Source organism: Pseudomonas sp. GQ91 (genome assembly GCF_059758795.1).
On the sequence record NZ_JCAXED010000005.1, the window covers coordinates 66,588 to 92,820 of the forward strand.

At 61.0% G+C, this 26,233-nt stretch carries 18 protein-coding genes and 1 pseudogene; 18 read left to right on the forward strand and 1 reads right to left on the reverse strand.

All coding sequences use genetic code 11. The annotated features are described in order from the left end of the window. The first annotated feature begins 25 nt into the window (after positions 1-25). The 17 genes from AC6CIA_RS08905 to ureC (AC6CIA_RS08985) all read left to right on the forward strand — a co-directional run bounded on the left by AC6CIA_RS08905 (position 26) and on the right by ureC (AC6CIA_RS08985) (position 18,981). Positions 26-2,101 (forward strand): TonB-dependent copper receptor, encoded by a 2,076-nt coding sequence (locus tag AC6CIA_RS08905; protein WP_498311566.1) that lies wholly within the window; start codon positions 26-28, stop codon positions 2,099-2,101. Between the two features lie 120 nt (positions 2,102-2,221). Next, positions 2,222-3,604: a PepSY-associated TM helix domain-containing protein gene (locus AC6CIA_RS08910; RefSeq protein ID WP_498311567.1), complete on the forward strand. Its 1,383-nt coding sequence runs from the start codon at positions 2,222-2,224 to the stop codon at positions 3,602-3,604. A 150-nt stretch (positions 3,605-3,754) separates the two neighbouring features. Then, complete coding sequence (locus AC6CIA_RS08915) at positions 3,755-5,860, forward strand: TonB-dependent receptor (protein ID WP_498311568.1); 2,106 nt, start codon at positions 3,755-3,757, stop codon at positions 5,858-5,860. 10 nt (positions 5,861-5,870) lie between these two features. After that, positions 5,871-6,659: an ABC transporter ATP-binding protein gene (locus AC6CIA_RS08920; RefSeq protein WP_498311569.1), complete on the forward strand. Its 789-nt coding sequence runs from the start codon at positions 5,871-5,873 to the stop codon at positions 6,657-6,659. After that, on the forward strand, positions 6,656-7,603 hold the full coding sequence (locus AC6CIA_RS08925) for an ABC transporter substrate-binding protein (RefSeq protein WP_498311570.1): 948 nt from the start codon (positions 6,656-6,658) through the stop codon (positions 7,601-7,603). The genes AC6CIA_RS08920 and AC6CIA_RS08925 overlap by 4 nt, the downstream gene beginning before the upstream one ends. After that, on the forward strand, positions 7,600-8,610 hold the full coding sequence (locus AC6CIA_RS08930) for a FecCD family ABC transporter permease (RefSeq protein ID WP_498311571.1): 1,011 nt from the start codon (positions 7,600-7,602) through the stop codon (positions 8,608-8,610). Before AC6CIA_RS08925 ends, AC6CIA_RS08930 begins: the two co-directional genes overlap by 4 nt. 184 nt (positions 8,611-8,794) lie before the next feature. Continuing rightward, positions 8,795-10,060, forward strand: coding sequence for an urea ABC transporter substrate-binding protein (urtA, locus tag AC6CIA_RS08935; RefSeq protein WP_498311572.1), 1,266 nt, complete (start codon positions 8,795-8,797; stop codon positions 10,058-10,060). 142 nt (positions 10,061-10,202) lie between these two features. Continuing rightward, positions 10,203-11,705 (forward strand): urea ABC transporter permease subunit UrtB, encoded by a 1,503-nt coding sequence (gene urtB / locus AC6CIA_RS08940; protein WP_498311573.1) that lies wholly within the window; start codon positions 10,203-10,205, stop codon positions 11,703-11,705. Next, positions 11,705-12,784 carry an urea ABC transporter permease subunit UrtC gene (gene urtC / locus AC6CIA_RS08945; RefSeq protein WP_498311574.1) on the forward strand — a complete coding sequence of 360 codons (1,080 nt, stop codon included), beginning with the start codon at positions 11,705-11,707 and terminating at the stop codon, positions 12,782-12,784. Before urtB ends, urtC begins: the two co-directional genes overlap by 1 nt. Beyond that, positions 12,781-13,641, forward strand: coding sequence for an urea ABC transporter ATP-binding protein UrtD (gene urtD / locus AC6CIA_RS08950; protein WP_498311575.1), 861 nt, complete (start codon positions 12,781-12,783; stop codon positions 13,639-13,641). The genes urtC and urtD overlap by 4 nt, the downstream gene beginning before the upstream one ends. Before the next feature lie 137 nt (positions 13,642-13,778). Continuing rightward, complete coding sequence (gene urtE, locus AC6CIA_RS08955; RefSeq protein ID WP_498311778.1) at positions 13,779-14,477, forward strand: urea ABC transporter ATP-binding subunit UrtE; 699 nt, start codon at positions 13,779-13,781, stop codon at positions 14,475-14,477. Positions 14,478-14,507: 30 nt separating this feature from the next. Beyond that, on the forward strand, positions 14,508-15,347 hold the full coding sequence (locus tag AC6CIA_RS08960; RefSeq protein ID WP_498311577.1) for an urease accessory protein UreD: 840 nt from the start codon (positions 14,508-14,510) through the stop codon (positions 15,345-15,347). A gap of 130 nt (positions 15,348-15,477) precedes the next feature. Then, positions 15,478-15,780 (forward strand): urease subunit gamma, encoded by a 303-nt coding sequence (gene ureA, locus AC6CIA_RS08965; protein WP_339531785.1) that lies wholly within the window; start codon positions 15,478-15,480, stop codon positions 15,778-15,780. A 9-nt stretch (positions 15,781-15,789) separates the two neighbouring features. Beyond that, complete coding sequence (locus AC6CIA_RS08970; protein ID WP_498311578.1) at positions 15,790-16,320, forward strand: GNAT family N-acetyltransferase; 531 nt, start codon at positions 15,790-15,792, stop codon at positions 16,318-16,320. Positions 16,321-16,325: 5 nt separating this feature from the next. Further along, positions 16,326-16,859, forward strand: coding sequence for a GNAT family N-acetyltransferase (locus tag AC6CIA_RS08975; protein ID WP_498311579.1), 534 nt, complete (start codon positions 16,326-16,328; stop codon positions 16,857-16,859). Then, positions 16,856-17,161 (forward strand): urease subunit beta, encoded by a 306-nt coding sequence (locus AC6CIA_RS08980; RefSeq protein WP_339531788.1) that lies wholly within the window; start codon positions 16,856-16,858, stop codon positions 17,159-17,161. The genes AC6CIA_RS08975 and AC6CIA_RS08980 overlap by 4 nt, the downstream gene beginning before the upstream one ends. Before the next feature lie 119 nt (positions 17,162-17,280). Continuing rightward, complete coding sequence (ureC, locus tag AC6CIA_RS08985; RefSeq protein ID WP_498311580.1) at positions 17,281-18,981, forward strand: urease subunit alpha; 1,701 nt, start codon at positions 17,281-17,283, stop codon at positions 18,979-18,981. An 18-nt stretch (positions 18,982-18,999) separates the two neighbouring features. Here the strand turns inward: ureC (AC6CIA_RS08985) and AC6CIA_RS08990 are convergent, their stop codons facing one another. Continuing rightward, positions 19,000-26,088, reverse strand: coding sequence for an NEL-type E3 ubiquitin ligase domain-containing protein (locus AC6CIA_RS08990; RefSeq protein ID WP_498311779.1), 7,089 nt, complete (start codon positions 26,086-26,088; stop codon positions 19,000-19,002). Between AC6CIA_RS08990 and ureC (AC6CIA_RS08995) the strand changes: the two are divergent. Then, positions 26,015-26,233, forward strand: a pseudogene (gene ureC / locus AC6CIA_RS08995) (urease subunit alpha); the annotation flags it as partial. The gene AC6CIA_RS08990 and the pseudogene ureC (AC6CIA_RS08995) overlap by 74 nt on opposite strands.

Genomic DNA, 26,233 nt, shown 5'->3' on the forward strand with positions numbered 1-26,233 from the left:
TTACGACTGATTGATGGAATTTTTCATGTCCAGGTTTCCTGCTGACACCCGTATGGGATGTACCCCCGTGCTCGCCGTTTTGTGTGGCGCGCTGTTGACTCCCCACGTCCACGCCGACGAACACGCCGAACACACCAATGAACTGAGTCCGACGGTGATCACCGCCGTCGCCCCCAGCTCTCCGCTGACGGTTGTCACCCACCCCAAGGACCCGCGCCAACCGGTGCCGGCCAGCGATGGTGGCGATTACCTCAAGACCATTCCCGGCTTTGCCCTGGTGCGCAACGGCGGGACCAACGGCGACCCGGTGCTGCGCGGCATGTTCGGCTCGCGGCTGAATATCCTCACCAATGGCAGCATGATGCTCGGCGCCTGCCCTGGCCGCATGGACGCGCCCACGTCGTACATTTCACCGGAGACCTACGACAAACTGACGGTGATCAAAGGCCCGCAAACCGTGCTGTGGGGCCCCGGTGCCTCGGCCGGCACGGTGCTGTTCGACCGCGAGCCGGAGCAGTTCGGCGAGTTGGGCACACGGCTCAACGCAAGCCTTCTGGCCGGCTCCAACGGGCGTTTCGACAAAGTGCTGGACGCCGCAGCCGGCGGTTCGCTGGGCTACATCCGGGTGATCGGTAACCAGGCCCACGCCGACGACTACAAGGATGGCAACAATGACACCGTCGCCTCGCGCTACGACAAATGGAACGGTGACGTCGCCCTCGGTTGGACGCCAGACGCCGACACCCTGCTGGAACTGACTGCCGGCCGTGGCGACGGCGAAGCCCGCTACGCCGGACGCGGCATGGACGGTTCGCAATTCCTGCGCGAAAGCCTCGGTCTGCGCTTTGAAAAATCCAACCTCGGCGAAGTGCTGGACAAGGTCGAGGCGCAGGTCTACTACAACTACGCCGACCACGTGATGGACAACTACAGCCTGCGCACGCCGTCGGGCAGCGGGATGATGGCCGGGCCGATGGCCTCCAACGTCGACCGCCGCACCCTCGGCGCACGGCTCAAGGCGACCTGGCGCTGGGCCGATGTGCAACTGATCGGCGGCATCGACGCGCAGACCAACGAACATCGCCAGCGCAGTAGCGCGGGCGTCGACACTTACAAAAACCTGCCGCGCGACAAGGACGCCGACTTTCATAACTACGGCGTGTTTGGCGAACTGACCTGGTACGCCGCCGACAATCACCGGCTGATCACCGGCGCCCGCCTGGATCGCGCCTCGGCCAAGGATTTCCGCCCGCGTACCGGCTCCGGGATGATGAGCCGCGCCAACCCCACAGCCGGCAACACCCGCGCCGACACTTTGCCGTCCGGCTTCGTGCGATATGAACACGACCTGGCCGACAGCCCGACCACGCTCTACGCCGGACTCGGCCACGCGCAGCGTTTCCCCGACTACTGGGAACTGTTCTCCCCCAAGAACGGCCCTGCGGGCTCGGTGAACGCCTTCGATTCGGTAAAGCCAGAAAAAACCACTCAACTGGATTTCGGTGTGCAATACAAGACCGCTGAACTGGAGGCCTGGGCCTCGGGTTATGTGGGCCAGGTCCGTGACTATATTTTGTTCAATTACACCCCAGGCATGATGGGCATGACCTCCCAGGCGCAGAACATCGACGCGCGGATCATGGGCGGCGAACTGGGCGCGGCCTACAAACTGACGCCCAACTGGAAGGCCGACGCCACCCTGGCTTATGCCTGGGGCAAAAACAGCAGCGACGGCAAGGCCCTGCCACAGATGCCGCCGCTGGATGCACGGTTCGGCCTGAGCTACAGCGCAGACGACTGGAGCGCCGGCGCCTTGTGGCGCGTGGTTACGGCGCAAAACCGCATCGACCAGAACAAGGGCAACGTGGTCGGCAAGGACTTCGACAAGAGCGGCGGCTTCGGCGTGTTCTCCCTGAACGCGGCGTACCGCATCAACCAGCACTTCAAGGTCAGTACCGGCATCGACAACCTGTTCGGCAAAGCCTACGCCGAGCACTTGAACCTGGCCGGCAACGCCGGGTTCGGCTATCCGGCCAATGACCCGCAAGCCATCAACGAACCGGGGCGCACGCTCTGGACCAAAGTCGACATGAGTTTCTAAAGCATCGGGAGCAAGCCCCCGCCCACATTTTGATTTGTGAACACCGTCAAATGTGGGAGGGGGCTTGCTCCCGATGGCGGCCTGACTGACACAAAAAACTAAAGCCTTGCGGACCACCTAATGAGCACTCAAAAGATTTCGTTCTACAACCTGGCCTGGCGCTGGCATTTCTACGCCGGGCTATTCGTCGCCCCCTTCATGGTGCTGCTGGCCGTTACCGGCATCATCTACCTGTTCAAGCCCCAACTCGACCCGCTGATGTACGGCGACCTGCTCACCGTGCAGCCGGCCGCACAGGTACTGAGCGCCGACGAACTGCTGCAACGGGCCAAGGCCGCCTACCCCGAGGGCACGATCAGCAAATACCTGCCGCCGGTGGACGCCAGCAGCAGCGCGCAATTTGTCATGCAGAGTGCGGGCAGCGAGCTGAGCGTATTTGTCGACCCGTATCGCGGTACCGTGCTTGGCGAGCAGGATGCAAAAAACAACCTGCAGGCCATCGCCCGCGCGCTGCACGGCGAACTGATGATCGGCACGCTCGGTGATCGCCTGGTAGAGCTGGCCGCGGGCTGGGGCGTGATGCTGGTAGTGTCGGGCCTGTATCTGTGGTGGCCGCGCGGCCGCTCGGCGGCGGGCATTTTATGGCCACGCCTGGGCAGCCGCGGGCGCCTGCTGTGGCGTGACCTGCATGCCGTCATCGGGTTCTGGGGCGCCGCATTCCTGCTGTTGATGCTGCTCAGCGGCATGACCTGGACCGGCTTCTGGGGCAAGCAATACGCTGACCTGTGGAACCGCTTTCCGGCAGCGATGTGGAATGACGTGCCGCAATCCGACCAACAGGCACGCAGCCTGAACAGCGCCACGCAACAGACCGTGCCCTGGGCCATGGAGAACACGCCGATGCCCATCTCCGGCGCGCATGCCGAGCACATGCAGCACGGCGGCAAAAGCCACGGCCCCGCCGCGCCGCGCGTCAGCCTGCAACAACTGGTGGACCTGGCCAGCGCACGCCAGGTTGAACCGGGCTACAGCATCACCTTCCCGACCACCGCCGAAGGGGTATTTACCCTCTCCGTATTTGCCAACGACCCACGCAACGACGCGACGCTGCATGTCGACCAATACACCGGCAAGGTCCTCGCCGACGTGCGCTGGGAGCACTACAACAACCTCGCCCGAGCCACCGAGACCGGAGTGATGTTGCACGAAGGCAAGATGTTCGGCGTGATCAATCAGATCATCGTGCTGCTGGTCTGCCTGATGATTTTGCTGAGCGCCGTCAGCGGTGTGGTGATCTGGTGGAAGCGCCGGCCACAGGGCGGCCTGGGCGTTCCACCGCTGCGCCATGATCTGCCGAAGTGGAAAACCGCGATGGCGATCATGCTTGGCCTGGCGATCATTTTCCCGTTGGTGGGCTTGTCGCTGGTACTGGTGTGGGTAGTGGATCGTTTGGTGCTTTCACGACTGTTCGGCCAACGTGAATCCACCTCACCTTCCTCATGAGACGGTCGAGATGCCCTGCATAGAGGCACTGTGTAACCTTGCGCGGGCTTTCATGTCCCGCGCAACAAGTGTTATTTTATAACACTTGTTGCAGTTCCTGTTCGCCGCGTTTGCGGCGAGCACCTTCTTGAATAAGCGATTGATCGTGCGATGAACCATTACCTTGCGTCCGGCCTGTGCCTGCTCGCGCTGCATGACAGCGCCCAAGCGTTGACCTTGCCCACCAGCCCCGTTACGGCTCCGCAAGTCGATACCGCTATCGACCTGAAGACGCCGACCACGGCCGGCTCCCGTCTGAAGCTTAGCGCCCTGCAAACCCCGGGCAGTGTCGAAATCCAGAGCGGCGCGCAGATCCGTGAACGCGGCGACGTCAGCGTGCAGGACGCGATTTCCCGCGCCACCGGTATCAGCCGCACCGGCACGCCGGGCGATGGCGGCACCTCGCTGCAAGCACGGGGCTTTACCGGCCAGGGTTCGGTGATGCAGTTATACGACGGCAATCGCCTGTACACCGGCATGAGCACCTCGACATTTCCAGTCGACACCTGGGCCATCGACCGCGTGGACGTGCTGCGCGGTCCGGCCTCGGTGTTGTATGGCGAAGGCGCCACCGGCGCGGTGATCAACAGCGTCGCGAAAAAGCCCTTCGACGGCGAGATCGAAAACCACATCCGCCTCGGCTACGGCTCCGATGATCGTCAGCAACAGGCGCTGGACAGCGGCGGCTCGCTGACCGACGCCCTGAGTTATCGCCTCAACCTCAACCGCCTGCGCAGCAACGGCTTTATCGACCGTGGCGAGTCGGCCAGCGACTTTGTCAGCGCCGCCCTGCGCTGGCAGGCCGCGGATAACCTGAGTTTCACCCTGGCCCATGATTATGGCGACCAGCGCCCGCAAAACTACTTCGGCACGCCGCTGATCAATGGCCAGTTGCACAAAGGCCTGCGGGACAAAAACTACAACGTCAGCAATGACACCCAACACTACAACGACCAGTGGACACGCCTGACCAGTGAATGGCAGATCAACGACCAGCTCAGCGCCACCAACGAGCTGTATTACCTCAAGGCCCAGCGCCGCTGGCAGAACGCCGAAAACTACAACTTCAGCGGCGGACAATTGACCCGCAGCGGTTTCTACGGCATCAAGCACAATCAGGAACAGCTCGGTGATCGCCAGACCTTCACCTTCCAGCACAGGCTGTTCGGCCTCGACAGCCAGACCGTGAGCGGCATGGAATACAACCGCATCCGTTTCCAGCTCAACAGCAACTCGCCGTTCAACGATGTGCTTGCAGGCGGCCAACCCGTCGATCCGCAGCACCCGGCGCCGGCGCCTTTTGAAAGCGCCAACGCCTACCGGGCGCAATTCCAGACCACCAGCAAACAGTTTTCGGCCTTCGCCGAAAACCGCCTGCAACTGACCGAGCAACTGTCGCTGGTCACCGGCGTCCGCCGTGACTATGTGCAGGTGGACCGCGATGACCTGACCAACGCCAGCCAGACCGACAAGACCCTGACTGGCAATAACTGGAAAGCCGGCCTGGTATTTGCCGTGACGCCGGACACGTCAGTCTACGCTCAGTACGCCACCAGCACCGACGGCGTCGGCGGTTTGATTTCCCTGAGCCCGAGCCAGCAGCAGTTCGACCTGGCGACGGCCAGGCAGACCGAGATCGGCCTCAAGCAAACGTTCTGGGAGCAGCGCGGCGAATGGACATTGGCGGCCTATCACATCGTCAAAAAGAAACTGCTGATCGACGTGCCGGGCACCGCGCAGATCAAGGAACAAGTCGGTCAGCAATCCTCCAACGGCCTGGAAGCCAGCCTGGACCTGCAACTGCCGCACGCCTGGCAACTGCGCGCCAACGCGGCGATTGTGCGCGCACAGTACGACGACTTCTCGCAGGTGATCGACAATCAGCGGGTTTCCCGCAACGGCAAGCGCCCCGCCGATGTGCCCCGGTGCACCGCCAACCTGTGGCTGAGCAAAACCGTGACCGATGACCTCCGCGCCGGCGCCGGGGTGCGTTACGTCGATGCGCGTTATGCCGACATCGCCAACCAGCAACCGTTGCCCAGCTACACCGTGGTTGACGCCACGCTGTCATGGAAAGCCATGCGCAACACGACATTCGGCCTGCAATTGAATAATCTGTTCGACCGGACCTACGCCGTCAGCCAATACAATGGCGGCCAACAATGGATACTGGGCGAGCCACGCTCGTTCTTTGTCACCGCCGACTACACCTTCTGATGAGCGCTGCATGACCTCACTCAACCTCACCCACCTCGCCTGGTCCCCTTTGGGTCACGGCCACTGTCATCACCAGTTCCAACTGCGTGACGCCAGCCTGCAAGTGGGTGCGGGAGAGTTCGTCGGATTGATCGGCCCCAATGGCAGTGGCAAGACCAGCCTGTTGCGCTGCGCCTACCGTTTCAGCAAACCGGAGCACGGTGAGGTGCTGCTCGAACATCAGAACCTATGGAAACAATCTTCACGCTGGTGCGCCCAACGCATCGCCGTGGTATTGCAAGAGTTTCCCGACGCCTTCGGCCTGCGGGTCGATGAAGTGGTTGCCATGGGTCGCACGCCCCATAAAGGTTTGTTCGACAGTGACAGCCTCGAAGACCGGCAACTGATCCAACAGGCCCTCGACTCGGTCGGCCTGCTGGGTTTTGAAGACCACGCGTTCGCGACCCTTTCGGGCGGTGAAAAACAGCGTGTGATCCTCGCCCGCGCCCTGGCGCAGCAACCACGACTGCTGATCCTCGATGAGCCGACCAACCACCTCGACCCACGCTATCAGCTGGAACTCTTGAAGCTGGTCAAGCGCTTGAAAATCGGCACCCTCGCCAGCATCCACGACCTGAACCTGGCCGCCGCCTTCTGTGATCGCCTGTACGTGATCAACCACGGGCGCATCGTCGCCAGCGGCACGCCCCACGAGGTGTTGACCGCCGAACTGCTGCGCGACGTGTTTGGTGTCGAAGCGCTGATCGACACGCACCCATTGTCAGGCTACCCCCGAATCACCTGGATAACCCAATCATGATCCTGCGTTCCCTGCTGTGCCTCTCCCTGTTGTTCGGTGCGACCCAGGCGTTCGCCGAAGCCACGCATTACCCGCTGAAGATCCACAGCTGCAACCGCGTGGTGACCTTCAAGCAAGCCCCCAGACACGCGGTCAGCCACGATATCAACATGACCCAGATGATGCTCGCCCTGGGCCTCAAGCCGCGCATGGTCGGCTACAGCGGAGTGACCGGCTGGAAAGCGGTCACCCCGCACATGGCACGGATCCTCGAAGGTTTGCCGGAGCTGGCCAGCAAGTACCCGTCGGTGGAAACCCTGCTCAATGCCAATGTCGACTTCTTCTTCGCCGGCTGGGACTACGGCATGCGCGTCGGTGGCGACCTTACGCCGCAAACCCTGCAGCCGCTGGGTATCAACGTCTACGAATTGACCGAGTCATGCGCCTTCGTCATGCAGCGACCGGCGGCCACGCTGGAAGACACCTATAACGACCTGCGCAACCTGGGCAAGATCTTCGATGTGCAGGACCGCGCCAACGCACTGATCGCGCACATGCAGGAACAGGTGGCCGAGGTGCAAAAAACCCTGCCCGCCGAAAAACCCCGGGTATTCCTCTACGACAGCGGCGAAGACCGCGCCATGACGTCCGGTCGCCTGGGCATGCCGCAAGCCCTGATCGATGCCGCCGGGGGACGCAACATCCTCGATGACGTGGACGCCAGCTGGACCCGGGTCAACTGGGAAACCGTGGTGGAGCGCAATCCCCAGGTGATCGTGATCGTCGACTACAGCGAAATCACCGCCGCGCAGAAACAACAGTTCCTGCTCGACAACCCCGCGCTGCAATCGGTGGATGCGATCAAAAACCGACGCTTTATCGTCATCCCTTATGTGCAAGCCACACCGGGCATCGACAACGTGCTGGCGGTTGAAACCCTGGCCAAAGGATTCCACGGCGAATGATCAACCGGCGCTACGCCCTTCTGCTGATTGCCCTTGGCGGCCTGTTGCTGGTCTCCTGCGTGGTCTCGCTGGGATTCGGCTCGGCACACGTGCCGGTGGACGTAGTGTGGCGGATCCTGTTGCACAAGGTGCTGGGTATCGGTGAGGTGAATTGGCCCGTCGGCCAGGAACATATCGTCTGGCTGATTCGGGTACCCCGCATGCTGCTCGGTGCCTTGGTCGGCGCCGGGCTGGCGCTGATCGGCGCGGTGTTGCAGGCAGTGACACGCAATCCGCTGGCCGACCCGCACCTGCTGGGCGTAACCTCCGGCGCCACCCTGGGCGCGGTGATCGTGGTGCTGCATGTCGGGGAAATCATTGGTTTGCTGACCCTGCCGATTGCCGCCTTTATCGGCGCAATGCTCAGTATGCTGGTGGTACTGGCCGTGGCCAGCCGCAACGGTCGCCTGGAAAGCGATCGCTTGCTGCTGTGCGGCGTGGCGGTGTCATTCGTGATGATGGCGGTGGCCAACCTGCTGCTGTTCATGGGCGATCATCGCGCGGCGTCGGCGGTGATGTTCTGGATGCTCGGCGGGCTGGGGCTGGCGCGCTGGGAACTGCTGGCAATTCCCACCGCCACGGTGTTGCTCGGGCTCGCGCTGCTATTGGGCATGGCGCGCCCGCTGAATGCCTTGATGGCCGGCGAGCAGACTGCCGTCACCCTGGGCCTGAATGCGCGCAATGTGCGGCTGAAGGTATTTCTGATCGCCTCGTTGATGACCGGCGTGCTGGTGTCCATCAGTGGCTCGATCGGTTTTGTCGGCTTGATGGTGCCGCACATTGCCCGGCGCCTGGTGGGCGCCGAACACCGGCGCTTGCTACCGGCGTGCGTGCTGCTGGGCAGCCTGTTCCTGGTGTGGGTGGATGTCGCTGCGCGCACCTTGATTGCTCCGGAAGACCTGCCAATCGGTGTCGCCACTGCCGCCATCGGCGGGCTGTTCTTTATCGGCTTGATGCGCAAGCGCTGATCCGCCCCGTTGTGGCGCACACGGGCGCACCAGCCGTCCCGAGCTGCCAGCTCATGGTGCACAACGGGCGCCCGACCACAGGCTAAACGACCATTTCATGCCTTTTGCCGACTCGGCACAGCGCTTGCAATCACCTCCTCGACTTGCCCCCTCATAACAATGTTGAGTTCGCGGAGATCGCATCATGAAGCGTCGTAGCTTGATCAAGGCTTTCACTGTGTCGGCATCCATTGCCGCCATGGGTTTGACCTGGACCGTCCAGGCCGCCGAGACCATCAAGGTCGGCATCCTGCACTCGCTGTCCGGGACCATGGCCATCTCCGAAACGTCGCTCAAAGACATGGCCCTGATGACCATCGACGAGATCAACGCCAAGGGCGGCGTGAACGGCAAGATGCTCGAGCCGGTGGTCGTCGATCCGGCATCCAACTGGCCGCTGTTTGCCGAGAAAGGCCGGCAGTTGCTGACCCAGGACAAAGTCGCGGTGGTGTTCGGCTGCTGGACCTCGGTGTCACGCAAATCGGTGTTGCCGGTGTTCGAGGAACTCAACGGCCTGCTGTTCTACCCAGTGCAATACGAAGGCGAAGAGATGTCGCCCAACGTGTTCTATACCGGTGCGGCGCCCAACCAACAGGCGATCCCGGCCGTCGAATACCTGATGAGCGAAGACGGCGGTAGCGCCAAGCGCTTCTTCCTGCTGGGCACTGACTATGTGTACCCACGCACCACCAACAAGATTCTGCGCGCGTTCCTGCATTCCAAAGGCGTGGCCGACAAGGACATCGAAGAGGTCTACACCCCGTTCGGGCATAGCGATTACCAGACCATCGTCGCCAACATCAAAAAGTTCTCTGCGGGTGGCAAGACCGCGGTGGTCTCCACCGTCAACGGCGACTCCAACGTGCCGTTCTATAAGGAACTGGCGAACCAGGGCCTGAAAGCCACCGACGTGCCTGTCGTTGCCTTCTCGGTGGGCGAAGAAGAATTGCGCGGGATCGACACCAAGCCACTGGTGGGCAACCTGGCCGCCTGGAACTATTTCCAGTCGGTGGAGAACCCGGTGAACGCCAAGTTCGTCGCGGACTGGAAAGCCTACGCCAAGAAACACAACTTGCCGGGCGCCGACAAAGCGGTGACCAACGACCCGATGGAGGCCACTTACGTCGGCATTCATATGTGGGCGCAAGCGGCGCAAAAAGCCAAGTCCACGGATGTCGACAAGGTGCGCGAAGCGCTCGGCGGCCAGACCTTCGCCGCGCCGTCGGGCTACACCTTGACCATGGACAAGACCAACCACCACCTGCACAAGCCGGTGATGATTGGCGAGATCCAGTCCGACGGTCAGTTCTCGGTGGTCTGGCAAACCGACGGGCCGATCCGTGCCCAGCCGTGGAGCCCTTACATCCCGGGGAATGACAAGAAGCCCGATCATGCGGTGAAAAGTAACTAAAGCCCGCCTCGGTCTGAATGTGGGAGCGGGCTTGCTCGCGATAGCGCTGGATCAGCTACAGATGCCTTGACTGACACACCGCTATCGCGAGCAAGCCCGCTCCCACAGAAACCTAGTCCGCACATGACCAGGACCTTTGTTTATGCCCACTGCCCTCCACCGCTTCATCCTCGCCGCGCTGCTCCTGCTGCCCCTGGCCGCACACGCCAGCGACGCCGAAGAGTTCATCAACGCCAACCCGATGCAACAGGCCAAACTGTTGCAGGCCTGGGCCGCGCAGCCCGACCCGGCGCGCATCGAATTGGCGGATGCCCTGCAACACGGCCAGGTCAGCGTCAACGGTGAAACCCGGACCGTACGCCTGAACAACCGTTTGCGCGGCTTGATCAACAACCTTCAAGCCAGCCAGCAACTGCTCGCCGCCGATCCCAAGGTGCGCCTCGGCGCCGCGCGGCAACTGCAAAAAAGCGCCACCCCGGCGCAACTGAAATTCCTCGACCAGCAACTCGCCCGCGAAACCGACGAGGATGTCCATACCGCCTTGAGCCTGGCCCTGGCCAACCTGCAACTGGTCGATCCCGATCCGGCGGTGCGTTTGGCGGCCGTACGTTTGCTCGGCGGCACCGGCGACCCATTGGCCCGCACCCGCCTGGAAGCCTTGCTCGCACCGGGCGTGGAAACCGACGCCAGCGTGCACACCGCCGCCGAAACCAGCCTGGCCCAGGTCGAGCGCAAGCTGATGCTCGGCGAGATCCTCGGCCAGGCCTTCAGCGGCATGTCCCTGGGGTCGATCCTACTGCTGGCGGCACTCGGTCTGGCGATCACCTTCGGCTTGCTCGGGGTGATCAACATGGCCCACGGCGAGATGCTGATGCTCGGCGCCTACGCCACTTATGTGGTGCAACTGTTGATGCAACGCTACGCCCCGCACGCCATCGAGTTCTACCCGCTGATCGCACTGCCGGTGGCGTTCTTTGTCACCGCCGCGATCGGCATGGCCCTGGAGCGCACGGTGATTCGTCACCTCTACGGCCGTCCGCTGGAAACCCTGCTCGCCACCTGGGGCATCAGCCTGATGCTGATCCAGCTGGTGCGCTTGCTGTTCGGTGCGCAGAACGTGGAAGTGGCCAACCCGGCCTGGCTGTCGGGCGGGATTCAAGTGCTGCCGAACCTGGTATTGCCCTACAACCGCATCGTGATCATCGCCTTCGCCTTGTTTGTCGTGGTGCTGACCTGGCTGCTGCTGAACAAGACCCGCCTGGGCCTGAACGTGCGCGCGGTCACCCAGAACCGCAACATGGCGGCGTGCTGCGGCGTGCCCACCGGGCGCGTCGACATGCTCGCATTTGGCCTCGGCTCGGGCATTGCCGGTTTGGGCGGGGTGGCCCTGAGTCAGATCGGCAACGTCGGTCCGGACCTGGGGCAGAGCTACATCATCGACTCGTTCCTGGTGGTGGTACTCGGCGGTGTCGGCCAGTTGGCCGGCAGCGTCATGGCCGCCTTCGGCCTGGGCATCACCAACAAGATTCTTGAACCGCAGATCGGTGCCGTGCTGGGCAAGATCCTGATCCTCGCGCTGATCATTCTGTTTATCCAGAAACGCCCGCAAGGACTCTTCGCACTGAAAGGACGGGTGATCGACTGATGAACCAGCCATTGATGCTTACGGCCACGCAGAAAGCCGGCCCGACAGTGACGATCGCCGTGGGTGCGGTGCTCCTGATCCTGCTGCTGGCCTTGCCACTGTTGTCACTCTTGCCGCCCGAGCATGCGTTGCATGTCTCGGCCTACACCCTGACGCTGGTGGGCAAGATTCTGTGCTACGCCATCGTCGCCCTGGCGCTGGACCTGGTCTGGGGTTACGCCGGGATGTTGTCTTTGGGGCATGGCCTGTTTTTCGCCCTCGGCGGTTATGCGATGGGCATGTACCTGATGCGCCAGGCCTCCGGCGATGAGCTGCCGGCGTTCATGACCTTTCTGTCATGGACCGAACTGCCGTGGTACTGGGTTGGCACCAATCACTTTCTCTGGGCACTGTGCCTGGTGGTATTGGCGCCGGGATTACTGGCATTGGTATTCGGTTTCTTTGCCTTCCGGTCAAGGATCAAGGGCGTGTACTTCTCGATCATGACCCAGGCCCTGACCTTCGCCGGGATGCTGCTGTTCTTTCGCAACGAGACCGGGTTTGGCGGCAACAACGGCTTTACCAACTTTCGCAGCATTCTGGGCTTTGGCATCACCGAACCGGGAACGCGAGCGGTGCTGTTTTTCGCCACGCTGCTGTTGCTGATGACCAGCCTGTATATCGGCTGGCGCCTGGCGCAAAGCAAGTTCGGCCGCGTGCTGACCGCATTGCGCGATGCCGAGAATCGCCTGATGTTCTGCGGCTACGACCCGCGCGGCTTCAAGCTGTTTGTGTGGGTCTTGAGCGCGGTGTTGTGCGGCTTGGCAGGCGCGCTGTATGTGCCGCAAGTCGGCATCATCAACCCCAGCGAAATGTCCCCGACCAACTCCATCGAAGCCGCCGTGTGGGTCGCTCTGGGCGGTCGTGGCACGCTGATCGGCCCGCTGCTCGGCGCGGGGGTGGTGAATGGCATGAAGAGCTGGTTCACCGTGGCCTTCCCGGAATACTGGCTGTTCTTTCTCGGGGCGCTGTTCATCATCGTCACCCTGTATCTGCCCAAGGGCATCATCGGCCTGCTGAAGAAAAGGGGCGAACAATGAGAGTCACGGCAACCGCTGAATTCATGCTCGAACCGATCATCGAGCCGAACCGTGACCAGGGCACCAGTCGCGACGCGATCGGCCTCGGCCAGGCCGCCGGCAAAGGGCTCAATACGCGCCACGGCACGATCCTGACCCTGGAAGACATCAGCGTCAGCTTCGACGGTTTCAAGGCCCTCAACGATCTGAACCTGTACATCGGCGTCGGCGAATTGCGCTGCATCATCGGCCCCAACGGCGCGGGCAAGACCACGCTGATGGACGTGATCACCGGCAAGACCCGCCCCAGCCATGGCAACGCCTGGTTTGGCGAAACCCTGGACCTGACCAGCATGAGCGAAGTGCAAATCGCCCAGGCCGGCATTGGCCGCAAGTTCCAGAAACCCACGGTATTCGAAGCCTTGAGTGTGTTCGAAAACCTGGAGCTGGCGCAGCACACTGACAAGTCGGTGTGGGCCAGCCTGCGCGCGCGCCTGAGCGGGGAGCAGCGAGAGCGTATCGACGAAGTACTGGACACCATCCGCCTCACCGAAGCAGTGCAGCGCCCGGCGGGTTTGCTGTCCCACGGCCAGAAGCAGTTCCTGGAAATCGGCATGTTGCTGATGCAGGACCCGCAACTGTTGCTGCTGGATGAACCGGTGGCCGGCATGACCGACGCCGAGACCGAGTTCACCGCCGAGCTGTTCAAGCGCCTGGCGGGCAAGCACTCGCTGATGGTGGTGGAGCATGACATGGGGTTTGTCGGCTCGATTGCCGACCATGTGACAGTGTTGCACCAGGGCAGCGTGCTGGCGGAAGGCTCGCTGGAGCAGGTGCAGGAAAACGAGCGCGTCATCGAGGTTTATCTCGGTCGCTGAGCTGGCTTGGCTTTTCTGTAGGAGCGAGCTTGCTCGCGAAGATCGTCAACGATGACGCGGGCATCCTGAATGCAGCGGCGCTCTCGGGTTCTTCGCGAGCAGGCTCGCGCCTACAGGGGTTTGAGGAGGTTTTGAACATGCTGCAAGTCGACAAGCTGCATCAGTACTACGGCGGTAGCCACATCCTGCGGGGCCTGTCGTTCGACGTGAAAGTCGGCGAAGTCACCTGCCTGCTGGGGCGCAACGGCGTGGGCAAGACTACATTGCTCAAATGCCTGATGGGCCTGCTGCCGGCCAAGGAAGGCGCGGTGAAGTGGGAGGGCAAGGCCATTACCGGCTTCAAGCCGCACCAGCGGGTTCAGGCGGGTATCGCCTATGTGCCACAGGGTCGCGAGATTTTTGGCCGCCTGAGCGTGGAAGAAAACCTGCTGATGGGCCTGTCCCGCTTCCCCGGCTCCGAGGCCAAGCAAGTTCCGGCGTTTATCTACGAACTGTTCCCGGTGCTGCTGCAAATGAAGCAGCGCCGGGGCGGCGACTTGTCGGGCGGTCAGCAACAACAGTTGGCCATCGGCCGTGCCTTGGCCAGTCGCCCGCGCCTGCTGATTCTCGATGAACCCACCGAAGGCATTCAGCCGTCAGTGATCAAGGAGATCGGCGCGGTGATCAAGCAGCTCGCCGACCGCGGCGACATGGCGATTCTGCTGGTGGAGCAGTTCTACGATTTTGCCGCCGAACTGGCTGACCACTACCTGGTGATGTCGCGGGGTGAAATCGTCCAGCAAGGTCGCGGTGAAAATATGCAGGCCGAGGGTGTACGCGGCCTCGTAACGATCTAATCTGTGGCGTCCTGACGATAAGCACTCAACATGAACCTGCCCGTTTCTCCTGCCCTGTTCACCCCCAGTTGGCACGCCGAGCTGGCGCTCGGCTACGCGCGGTTTGACGCGACCACGCGTCCGGTCCTACGCCGCCACAAGGGCCCGTTGCGGGTGCAAAAACACCTGTACGCCGAAGGCCCCGAGGTGTGCCAGCACATCATCGTGCACCCGCCCGGCGGAATTGCCGGCGGCGATCGGCTGGACATCAGCGCGCACCTCGACCGGGGCGCCTGGGCCCAGTTGACCAGCCCGGGCGCCGCCAAGTGGTATCGCGCGGCAGGCCCGGCCTATCAGCAGGTGACGTTGACCGTCAAGGCTGGCGCCACCCTGGAATGGTTGCCTCAGGAAACCATCGTGTTCAGTGCCGCCCAGGCCGAACTCACCACGCGCATCGAGCTTGAAGGCGACGCCCGGCTGTTTTACTGGGACATCGTCGCGCTCGGCCGGCCGGCCAGCGGCGAGCGTTTCGACCTGGGGCACTTTCAGTCTCATCTGGATATCCGCCGTGACGGCCAGTTGCTCTGGCATGAGCGCCAACGCGTTATCGGCAACGACGGTTTGCTCGACTCGCCGATTGGCCTGGATGGACAGCCGGTGTTTGCCACGTTGCTGATGAGCGGTGAAATCGACAGCGAACTGCTCGAAAAATGTCGCTCGCTGCCTCACGCGGTGCGCGGCGACCTGAGCCAATTACCCGGTCTGCTGGTGGCACGTTGCCTGGCCAGCGAAACACTGCTGGCGCGGGGTTGGCTGATCGATCTGTGGCGCCTGTTGCGCCCGGCCGTACTGGGCCGGGAAGCGCTATCACCGAGAATCTGGAGCACATGAAGATCCACATGTGGGAGCGGGCTTGCTCGCGAATACGATGCATCGCCTGACACACAGCTTTCGCGAGCAAGCCCGCTCCCACATTGGATCTCCAGTGTTTTTATGAACGTTTTTTGAAGGACCTTGAACCATGGACCTGACCCCACGGGAAAAAGACAAGCTGCTGATCTTCACCGCCGGCCTGGTGGCCGAGCGCCGCTTGGCGCGCGGGGTGAAGCTCAACTACCCGGAGACCATTGCCTACATTTCCTCGGCGCTGATGGAAGGTGCTCGCGACGGTCGCACCGTGGCCGACCTGATGCATTACGGCACCACCCTGCTCAGTCGCGAACAAGTGATGCAAGGCATCCCTGAAATGATCCCGGATATTCAGGTCGAAGCCACCTTCCCCGACGGCACCAAACTGGTGACCGTCCACCAACCCATCGCCTGAGGCCCGACCATGTCCTTGCTGATTCGTGACGCACTACACGGCGATCTGCCGGCAATCCGCGATATCTACAACGATGCCGTGCTCAATACCACCGCGATCTGGAATGACCAGCCCGTGGACCTGGACAATCGCCAGACCTGGTTCAATGCCCGCCAGGCACAGGCCTATCCGATCCTGGTGGCGGTCGATGGCGAACAGGTGGTCGGCTACGCCTCGTTCGGTGACTGGCGGCCGTTCGACGGCTTTCGTCATACCGTCGAACATTCGGTGTACGTGCGCAATGACCAGCGCGGCAAAGGCCTGGGCCCGCAACTGATGCAGATGCTGATCGAGCGGGCCAGGGCTTGCGACAAACACGTCATGGTCGCCGCCATCGAAAGCGGCAACCAGGCATCGATTCGCCTGCATCAACGCCAGGGTTTCAGCATCACCGGGCAGATGCCCCAGGTGGGCACCAAGTTCGGCCGCTGGCTCGACCTGACCTTCATGCAACTGCTGCTTAACCCCGGCGAACAGCCGCCCGCCGCCCACCAGGAGTGATGCCGATGAGCGCCGCCCATTTGCGTCGAGTGAATGCAGAAAGTTTTCTCCACTATCGCCAGGGCTTGATCGAGCTGCTGCTGGACGCCGTGAAGCACGGCGCATCAGTGGGGTTCATGGCCGACCTCGACGGGGTCCAGGCCCGTGCCTATTTCGACACCGTCCATAGCGCCCTCGAAGACGCCAGCCTGCTGTTATGGGTGGTGGTGCGCGATGAACAGGTGCTGGCCAGCGTACAACTGGCGTTGTGCCAAAAAGCCAATGGCCTGAACCGCGCCGAGGTGCAGAAACTGCTGGTGCACAGCACGGCGCGCCGCCATGGCCTGGGCCAGCAATTGATGCACACCCTGGAACTCGCCGCACGCCAGCACAAGCGCGGCCTGTTGTACCTGGACACCGAGGCCGGCTCTGGCGCCGAGGCCTTCTACCAGTCACTGCACTACACCAAGATCGGCGAACTGCCCGACTACTGCCAAAGCCCGGACGGCCGCTACAGCCCGACCGCCATCTACTTCAAGACCTTGGGGCAACCTGCATGATTCCTGGCGAATACCGGATCCAGCCTGGCGAGATCGAACTCAATGCCGGCCGTCGCACCCTCAGCCTGAGCGTGGCCAACAGCGGTGACCGCCCGATCCAGGTCGGCTCGCATTACCACTTTTTCGAGACCAACGACGCGTTGACCTTTGATCGCGCCCTGAGCCGCGGCATGCGCCTGAATATTCCAGCGGGTACGGCGGTGCGGTTCGAGCCCGGACAAAGTCGCGAAGTCGAGCTTGTCGAACTGGCTGGATTGCGCCGGGTTTTCGGCTTTGCGGGACGCGTCATGGGCGACCTTTAGGGCCCCTTCGCGAGCAAGCCCGCTCCCACGTTTTGATGGGTGAATACATGCCCAATGTGGGAGCGGGCTTGCTCGCGAAAGCGCAATCACATTCACCCCATTATTCTCAAGGTAACCCCATGAAAATCAGTCGCCAAGCCTACGCCGACATGTACGGCCCAACCGTCGGCGACAAGGTCCGCCTGGCCGACACCGAGCTGTTCGTCGAAGTGGAAAAAGACTTCACCATCTACGGCGAAGAAGTGAAATTCGGCGGCGGCAAGGTGATTCGTGACGGCCAGGGCCAGAGCCAACTGCTGGCCGCCGAAGTCGTCGACACCCTGATCACCAACGCGTTGATCATTGATCACTGGGGCATCGTCAAGGCCGACGTGGGCCTGAAGAACGGTCGGATCGCCGCCATCGGCAAGGCCGGCAATCCCGACATGCAGCCCGGCGTGACGATTGCTGTCGGCGCCGGCACCGAAGTGATCGCCGGCGAAGGCATGATCCTCACCGCCGGCGGCATCGACTCCCATGTGCATTTCATTTGCCCGCAGCAAATCGAAGAGGCATTGACCAGCGGCGTCACCACCATGATCGGTGGCGGCACCGGCCCGGCCACCGGTACCAATGCCACCACCTGCACCCCCGGGCCCTGGCACCTGGCGCGGATGCTGCAAGCCGCCGATTCGTTCCCGATGAACCTCGGTTTTACCGGCAAGGGCAACGCCAGTCTGCCCGAACCGTTGATCGAACAGGTCAAGGCCGGGGCCATCGGTTTGAAACTGCATGAGGACTGGGGCACGACACCGGCGAGTATCGACAACTGTTTGAGCGTGGCCGACGCGTACGACGTGCAGGTGGCAATCCACAGCGATACGCTCAACGAGTCCGGCTTCGTCGAAACCACCCTGGCGGCGCTCAAAGGCCGCACCATCCACACCTATCACACCGAAGGCGCCGGTGGTGGCCACGCGCCGGACATTATCAAGGCCTGCGGTTTTGCCAACGTGTTGCCCAGTTCGACCAACCCGACGCGGCCGTTCACGCGCAACACCATCGACGAACACTTGGACATGTTGATGGTTTGCCATCACCTCGACCCGAGCATCGCCGAAGACGTGGCCTTCGCCGAAAGTCGCATCCGCCGCGAGACCATTGCCGCCGAAGACATCCTCCACGACCTTGGCGCGTTCTCGATGATCAGCTCCGACAGCCAGGCCATGGGCCGCGTGGGCGAAGTCATCACACGCACCTGGCAGACCGCCGACAAGATGAAAAAACAGCGCGGGCCGCTGGCAGGCGACGACGCGGACAACGACAACCTGCGCGCCAAGCGCTACATCGCCAAATACACCATCAACCCGGCGATCACCCATGGGATCAGTCACGAGGTGGGTTCCATCGAAGTCGGCAAGTGGGCTGACCTGGTGCTCTGGCGTCCGGCGTTTTTCGGGATCAAGCCGTCCCTGATTCTCAAGGGCGGCGCCATTGCTTCCAGCCTGATGGGGGATGCCAACGCGTCGATCCCGACACCGCAGCCGGTGCACTACCGCCCGATGTTCGCCAGCTTCGGCAGTTCGTTGCACGCCACCAGCCTGACCTTTATCAGCCAGGCGGCGGCAGATGCCGGCTTGCCGCAAGCACTGGGCTTGAAGAAGCAGATCGCGGTGGTCAAGGGTTGCCGCGACGTGCAGAAAACCGACCTGATTCACAACGACTACCTGCCGCAGATCGAAGTCGACCCACAGACCTATCAAGTCAAGGCCGACGGCGTACTGCTGTGGTGCGAACCGGCGGAGGTGCTGCCGATGGCCCAACGCTACTTTTTGTTCTAGCTCAATGTCAGGCAATGATCAGCCGGACCGCCCGCCCATCAGGTCCTTGGACGTACCTGGCTGGTCCGGATCACGCTCAGAGAGCGGAGGTGACGAGGTCTCTTGACGAGACAACTCAAGGAGTTTTCTATTTCGCTCAGTCGTCAGTTCAACCTCCAGCACGGTAGTGGCCTCGCTATAGGCCTCGCTGAAGGTTGCATGATCACTTTCAAGTTTTTCATGCTTTTGCGCCGCGTTTTGCTCCAATGCAGTAAATTCCTTTGGGTATTTCTCCTTGAGGTAATCCACCCAGTAGTCACGTGTAATCAGGTCTTCATAAAATGCATCGGTGGCTTCCGCGCTCTTCACGGCCTTGAATGCATTGATAAGGGGCACTCCGGTAATGGGCTTGCCATACATCATGTACCCGGGCTGACCCGGCAAGTCCAGCAGCCCCTGGAGACCGAGTCGATACTCCAGACGCACCTCCGCGGGATCCGCGTGACGCCCCTGCGCGCTGATGTCTTTGTTGGCCAGCTTTTCGACCTCGCCCAAACGAAACAACTGCCGGGACAATTTCAACAAAGCCGGACCCTTCTGGTCCAGATGAGCAGGATTGACTTCAAGCAGAGCGTTATATTCGAATACTTTGACCTCTAATCCACTGAACGTCAGGATACGCCCGTCCACACAGGTGCCATGGGTGTCTGACAACCGGAACAGCACTTGCCTCAGTTCACTATCGCTTCCCGCTGCTTTCAACACGTCCCAGACCCTTCGTGTCAGGTCCGCGCGGGAAAAACTGAACTCCGCGGTGTCCTGCAAACGCCTCAGCAAATGAAAAAGCGCCTCATGACCCGGCTCACTCTCCAATTGCGCCCATAGCACCCGACTGGCTGCTTGCGCTTCTGGAGCAAGGCTTTCCAGCCATAACGACAGGTGTCCACGTCCGCCCTGCCCTTCGGGTACGACCTCATCGGAGAAGGTGCTTTCGGTGTCATTGCCCTCATCACCGCCAAAGTCATTAATCAGCTCATCAAGCTCTGAGCGCGTAAACCCTAATACCGGATCGAGGTGCCGCTCATTTGCGTACCCCCTGAGCCGCTCAAGTGAGTCCCGCGACAGCTCACGGTTGTCAAACAAATTGGTGTTCGACATCAGGAGATCGTGGCTTCCGTCCAACGCCTGGGGTGGAATCGAGGCAAGGTCATTACCCGACAGATTCAGCCTTAGCAGGGACTCGGACTGCCACACGCCCTCGGGCCACTGCGTCAGCCAATTGTTTTGTAGATCCAGGCTCTGAAGTCGTCTGAACCCGTCGAGCCGGAAGCTTTCCAGGTCACAGTTGGCCAGGTTCAACCTTTGCAGATGCTGCAGGCCTCTCAGCGAGCGGTACAGAGCCTCGGATGCGGTGAGGCTGGTATAGGACAAATCAAGGTGCTGCAAGTGAGTCATGTCTGCGATAGCGTCAGGCAATGCCTCCTCCAGCGCATTACCGCCAAGGTCCAGCGTGCGCACATTGGGAAAAGCACGCAGGAAGTCATTGGAACCCTGCTCGGTTAGCCTGACGCCCCTCAACCCCAAGGTGGCGACATGAGTAAAGGCGCCTGACAGTTCAGGCAGATCACCCAATCGCAGGCCAGTGAGATTGAGTTCGGCACTGGCCTGGCTGCCGGTCGTCAATAGCCCTTCGCGCCAGCATTCAAGGATGCGCAGTGCTGCCGCTTGCCGAGTCTGCGACGACACCACCCAGTTGCCCTCCCTGAACGCTCGAATGAGTAACCAATCATTCAAGCGACGGGTCAGCGCTTCGAAGGTCTGGTTCCAGCCATCGATAAGCGCATGCAGTTGCAAATCCGGGATTCCCAGCGCGTACATTCTTTCAAGCCACTGGCGCGCCTCATGCTCATTGAGCACGGGGAGCAAACGACGCATGCGGGTTTGCAACGACTGCGCGCCCCGCGACACTTCGGCAGGCAGTAACGGCAGCAGATGGTGAATATTCAAACAGTCGCTTTCGGTCGGGGGAAAGATGACCAACACACGATCTTGGGCAAAACGGGCCAAAGTGCCTGGTGACAGGCCCCGGGTCTGTTCGAATCGCTGGCGTGCCGCCGCCAGCTCGGCTCTGGCTTGCACGCTGAGGGGCGTGCCGCCCAGGTGGGTATTAATCAGCACCTGATCCCGGTCCAGTGCCGACTGCGGCAAGGTTGAGATAGGGGTGTCGCGCAAGTCCAGCCAGATCGGTTCCGGCAAATGCTCCGCGCCCACCGGCCACGCCTTAATCCGTGTTCCGCGCACGCTCAGGGAGTGGAGTCGACTCATTGGGCTCACGTCCAGCTCGGTCAAGGGGTTATGGCTCAGGTTCAAATGCTCAAGCGCCGGCAGCTCGTCCGATTTGAAGCGCATAGCGGTCAGCTCGCCATTGCTCAGGTCCAGCGTTCGAATGTCGTTGAAAGCAAGGACAAAGCGCTGCAAGTGTTGATCCGGCACGCCTATCTGTTTCAGGATCAAGGTTTTCACATGGGCGAAGACACCGGCAGGTAACTCCGGTAACGAGTCTAGCTGCAGGCCGAACAAAACAAACATCGAGGGATCTCGTGTTAGCCCCGAGAGACTGTAAACATGCAACGGTAAATCCGTCGGGGGAACGTATTGGCGGACCAACTCGCTACACCAACTTACTTTCAAGGTAGACGCAACCGTACTCATGGAACGGCCCTCGGATGATCGCTGCGACGTTGTGCGCAACCACTGTTCAAGCCGTCGATCAAGCTCACTGCGCTGCACGCTCAAGGCTTCCACGGCGTCAAACCTGGCCTGAGGCTCTGGCCATAACTCGGCAACATTGGTATGCAGCGCATTGAAATACTGGGGGTCTATTTCGGCCAGGCGAAAAAGCTCGCCCTTGCAGTACTCCCTCACCATTTCACTCGTATCAATCAAGTGCCGAGGCCGATTGCGCACGTATTCATAAATGGGTTTAAAGTCCTCACGCGCTACTTTCGACCAATCCAGCGACAGGCCGGCCAACAGTCGATCATGCCCAGGGTAGAGGTCTGCAGGCAGGGTATCGATGCCCGTTGCGCGCAGATTCAAGCGCTCAAGCAGCGGTAACTCAAGCACACCTGTTGGCCACTGCCTTGTCTGACTGTCGCTCACTTGCAGCCTTCGCAAACGGCTAAAACCACGAATATCCAACACCGGGCTCTCGCTGCGCCATCCCCCTCCTACGGGGGATGTGAGGGTAAGCGCTTCAAGGTTGGACAGCACCTTAAGCTTGGATACCAACTGCGCAGCTATCGGCGTATAGAGGTTCAAATCGCGCAGTTTGCGCAGGTTTTTCAATGACTCGAACACCCTGTCGGTGTTGTCCTGCATCACCTGGACTTCAAGTGTTTCCACAGAAGCGCAACGCTCTAAAAAAGCCTCGGCATTTGGCACGTTCAGCTTCAAATCCCGCACATGGGAGAAATCGGCGGTAATGAGAGGCAAGGGGTCGACAGAGACTAGACTCAGCTGGCTGAAACGGAGTTCCTGGTCGGCCAAGGGCGCATTTCGCCACGACGTCTTGAGACTGTCCATAATCTCCCGACGTACGAAAATATGGGCTTGCAGCGCTGGGGATCGGTCTGACACCCACGCCTCAAGTGTCGATACCAGTGTTTGCCACTCGCTCAACCGGGCTTGTAAATAGGCATACACCTGTACATCGGTTTGACCTGTCCGGCGCAGCTCAAGGATGTAGCTATTGGCCTGTTGATCGGTCAACCCCGGGTAGACGGCCCGCACGCGGGCCGCCAGTGGAGCCTCCATGTCTGGGCCGCGACCACTGGCGTAATAACCCACGCGCTTGTCTTTCAACCTTATCGGCAACGTGTTCATGTTTTTTTGGGCCGCGTGCTGTTCAAGCACTTGCCTCATCTCACCGGGATGAGCGCTGGCATAGTCGATAATCGCCCTGCGCAGTTCAGCATGCTGGCTAATATCGGGAACACCCAATGCCTGGCGGGCTTCATCGGGCAAGACATGCATGAGGGAAGGGAAAAAATTATCACCGGGTAGCGGGTTGCTATCGAGTGCTGTGCCCAGCTCATCGAACGCTTGGTATACCGGACCTTTCTTGACCAGGTAGTTGGGAACCGGCGCCGTCTCGCTGCCAATGCCGTGGATCAATACCCCGCTGGTGTCACGCACTTCCAGGCGCACGCTATCCGACCACCCCGGCAACTTTTGCAAGGCATGCAGCGCCAGCCGCTTGCTGTCGACCGAGGCCATGTTGTCCAAGTGCAAGCCGGCATACGCGTTGCTCAGTCGCCCGCGTTGCGCATACCAGCGAGCATGCTCCAACATTCGCAAGGGAACGCTCGAATTCCTCGCCAGCCGCTCGAATTCCTCGCTATTGGCCTGGGCCAGCACGGCGTCCGCGGCCGCCTCGCTGAGCCCTGGCGTCACACGCTGCATTTGCGCGACGAAGCGCGCCTTGGGCTCCGATCCTTTATAGAGACTTTCGAATACGTCCGGTTGGCGAGTCTTGACGAAGTCGACGATCTGTTTGCGAAAATTTTCCGGCCTTGTTGCTTTAACCCGCGCGGGCTCGCCGCCGAGCAGATGAATAATTTCCGCCTCGTCGAGCCCCTGCAAAATACGCGCGGGCAATGCACCACTCATGACATCAGCCCGACAAATCCTGACCGGCGCTTTGACCGCTCCTGGAGCAAATTGGCGTTCAGAGCCGTACTTGAGCGAGCCTCCCGTCAAATCCGCCTTTTCAAATACCTCCAGTCCACGCCCCAGCGGCCAGCGTGGCAGATCGACAACCAAAGGCAGGACGTACAGATAGCGACCATCGACCGCTTGCTCACCTTCTATCTGATTGATGACCTCACCCACGCCTTGGTCAGCCTCAAACAAGCGCAGGGTGTTCGTCAATTCCGGAGGCGGTGGCAAACTGTCCATGTGCATCTTGCGCAAAACATTGTCGCTGACGCCGCTGATGTCAGCGATTCTCAGTAATTGCTCATCCGCGAATATCTGCGTCACATGCCCCATACGCCGCAACAGCGTCAACCGGTCCCATGTCAGTGGGCGCTCCAGCGTATGACGCCAAACCCCGGCGCCGTTGTGAGACAACCGAGGTTTGTAGGCCCACGGATAGCTCGGGTGCTCGATACGCCAACACTTGAGGGTCTCATCGTAGGTTTGCTGGTAAGCCTTGCCGTCCTGGCGAATGTACGTCTTGCCGTCCAGCTCATATTGGCCCAGGGCATTGGGGCCGCTACTGCGGTCCAGGCTGACGGGGCTTTCATAGCCGCTCAGATCGGGTTTCCACAAACGCGTCTCGCCATTGGACAGGGTGACCGGCTCCAACGCCTCGATCACCGGTTCGGCCTTGACTGCTGTCAATCGGCCCAGCACTTTGCCGCCCCCGACCATTACGGCCATGAAAGCCAGGTTTTGCGCCACATCAATCAGGTGTGCCTTGGCTGCCTGGCGGTCGCCCATACTCCACTCGTGTGCGGCCTCACAGGTCTCTACCAGCAATTGGGCCACCATCGCCCCTACCATGAGTTGACCCAACGCCGGTACAAACATTGAAACGCCGGTCAACACCAACAGGCCGATATTCAACAAGCGGGCGAGTTTTTCCGAGCGTGCCTTGGCATCGACATCCGCCGAGGGCACCGCGTGAGCGCGGGCGTCGGCAATGAGCTTGTCGCGATGCTGTTCAAACAGGTAATCCCACAGGTTACGGGTGCCGATACCTGCCCCTTTGCGTAGCATGGCGCCGGGCGCCAGATAAGGATCAGGGTTTGGCACCTGCGGGGGCGGCAGTTCGTTGGGCAGGTAAAGCAGCGAGTAGGGATCAATGCGGCTCAACTCAATGAGTAACGGCGCATACTGATCCAGGGCCTGGTCAACCGTCAGCACCGGCCCATCCTGGGTGAACTGCTTGAAGTAGTACGGGCGATCGGCATAAGCCACGAACTGGCTGAAAAATCGCTGGTAAGCCGTCGGGCTGCCATCGTCGGGCAAAGGCACATCGTGGGCGGTGAAACGCCGCTTGAAAAGGTCCGTCATCTCAGCCCTGGTGTAGCGTTTCAGGGGGTATTGAGGATCATTGGGAATATAGAGAATCAACTCATCGGAACGGCCATATAAATCACCGACCGAGAACAATACGCAGCCGGTCATCTGAAGCCCCATCAAGCCAAACTCACAGAGGCTGACGCGCTTACCGTCCAGGAGCGGCTGGACATTTCCATTGATGACCGACAACACCATGCTGTAATCCCCAGGCGCGATATCCTGCTTCAACAGCGCGACTTCGGCGGCCATGCGCATGGCCGTTTGCTGGGCATTCTTGAACGTGTGCCGAAGCACTTCGTGTGCCCCGGCATTGCCGGGTTGCACATGACTTTTGAGGTAAACCTGATACTTCGCGCCAATGTCCAGCGAACGGCACAGTTGGGTGAACTGAGCCACCGTCAATGCCGGGGTAATGGTCTCGAATGTACCCAATGTGGCGTTTTTTTTTGAGAACCCTGAAGTCACATGGAAAGCGTCAGGCTCACATTCCGACGCCTCGAAGTTATGCAGGGCAGCTTGCAGCAGTGGCAGCTTCAAGGCTTCGAAACTGGTAATTTCTATAGAGAAAATACCTGCTTCCAGTGGTTTCCTCAGTACCAGGTAAGTCTCGTCGACATCTAACTCAACATTGAACTGGTCCTTCAAGGCACTGACCAGCAACGGTTTGGCATAAGTGTCGATGTCTTGGAGGTCCGCCATGGCCTTGTCCAGAAGGGTCTGGGCGTTGACGCTGGCGGCACAGCTGTCGTGAAGGGCAGTACGTTGCGAGGGTGAGGCGCGCAGATACCAGTCCGGTATGGGTGTATCGGCGGTTTTCAGTTCCGTGCGACGTTGCGGCGTGGTCTTGATGAGCCAATCGGGAATAGCCTTTTCGAGAAACGGACCGTGGATGCTGAGCGATGCCGGTGGTGTCTGGGCCACCGCCGCCGGGATGATGGGAGTGGGGCTTTCGGACATGGTCTTTCTCCTTGAAGAGTGGAGCGCTAGCACACCATGTCCGACGGTTGGTTCAGCGATAGATAGTTGCTGCCTCGCCATCAGCCTGACCTTTATCAGCCAGGCGACGGCAGATGCCAGGTTGCCGCAGATCGAGGTCGACCCGCAGACGTATCGAGTCAAGGCCGACGGCCTACTACTGTGGTTCGAACCGGCGGATGTACTGCCGAAGGCCCAACACTGCTTT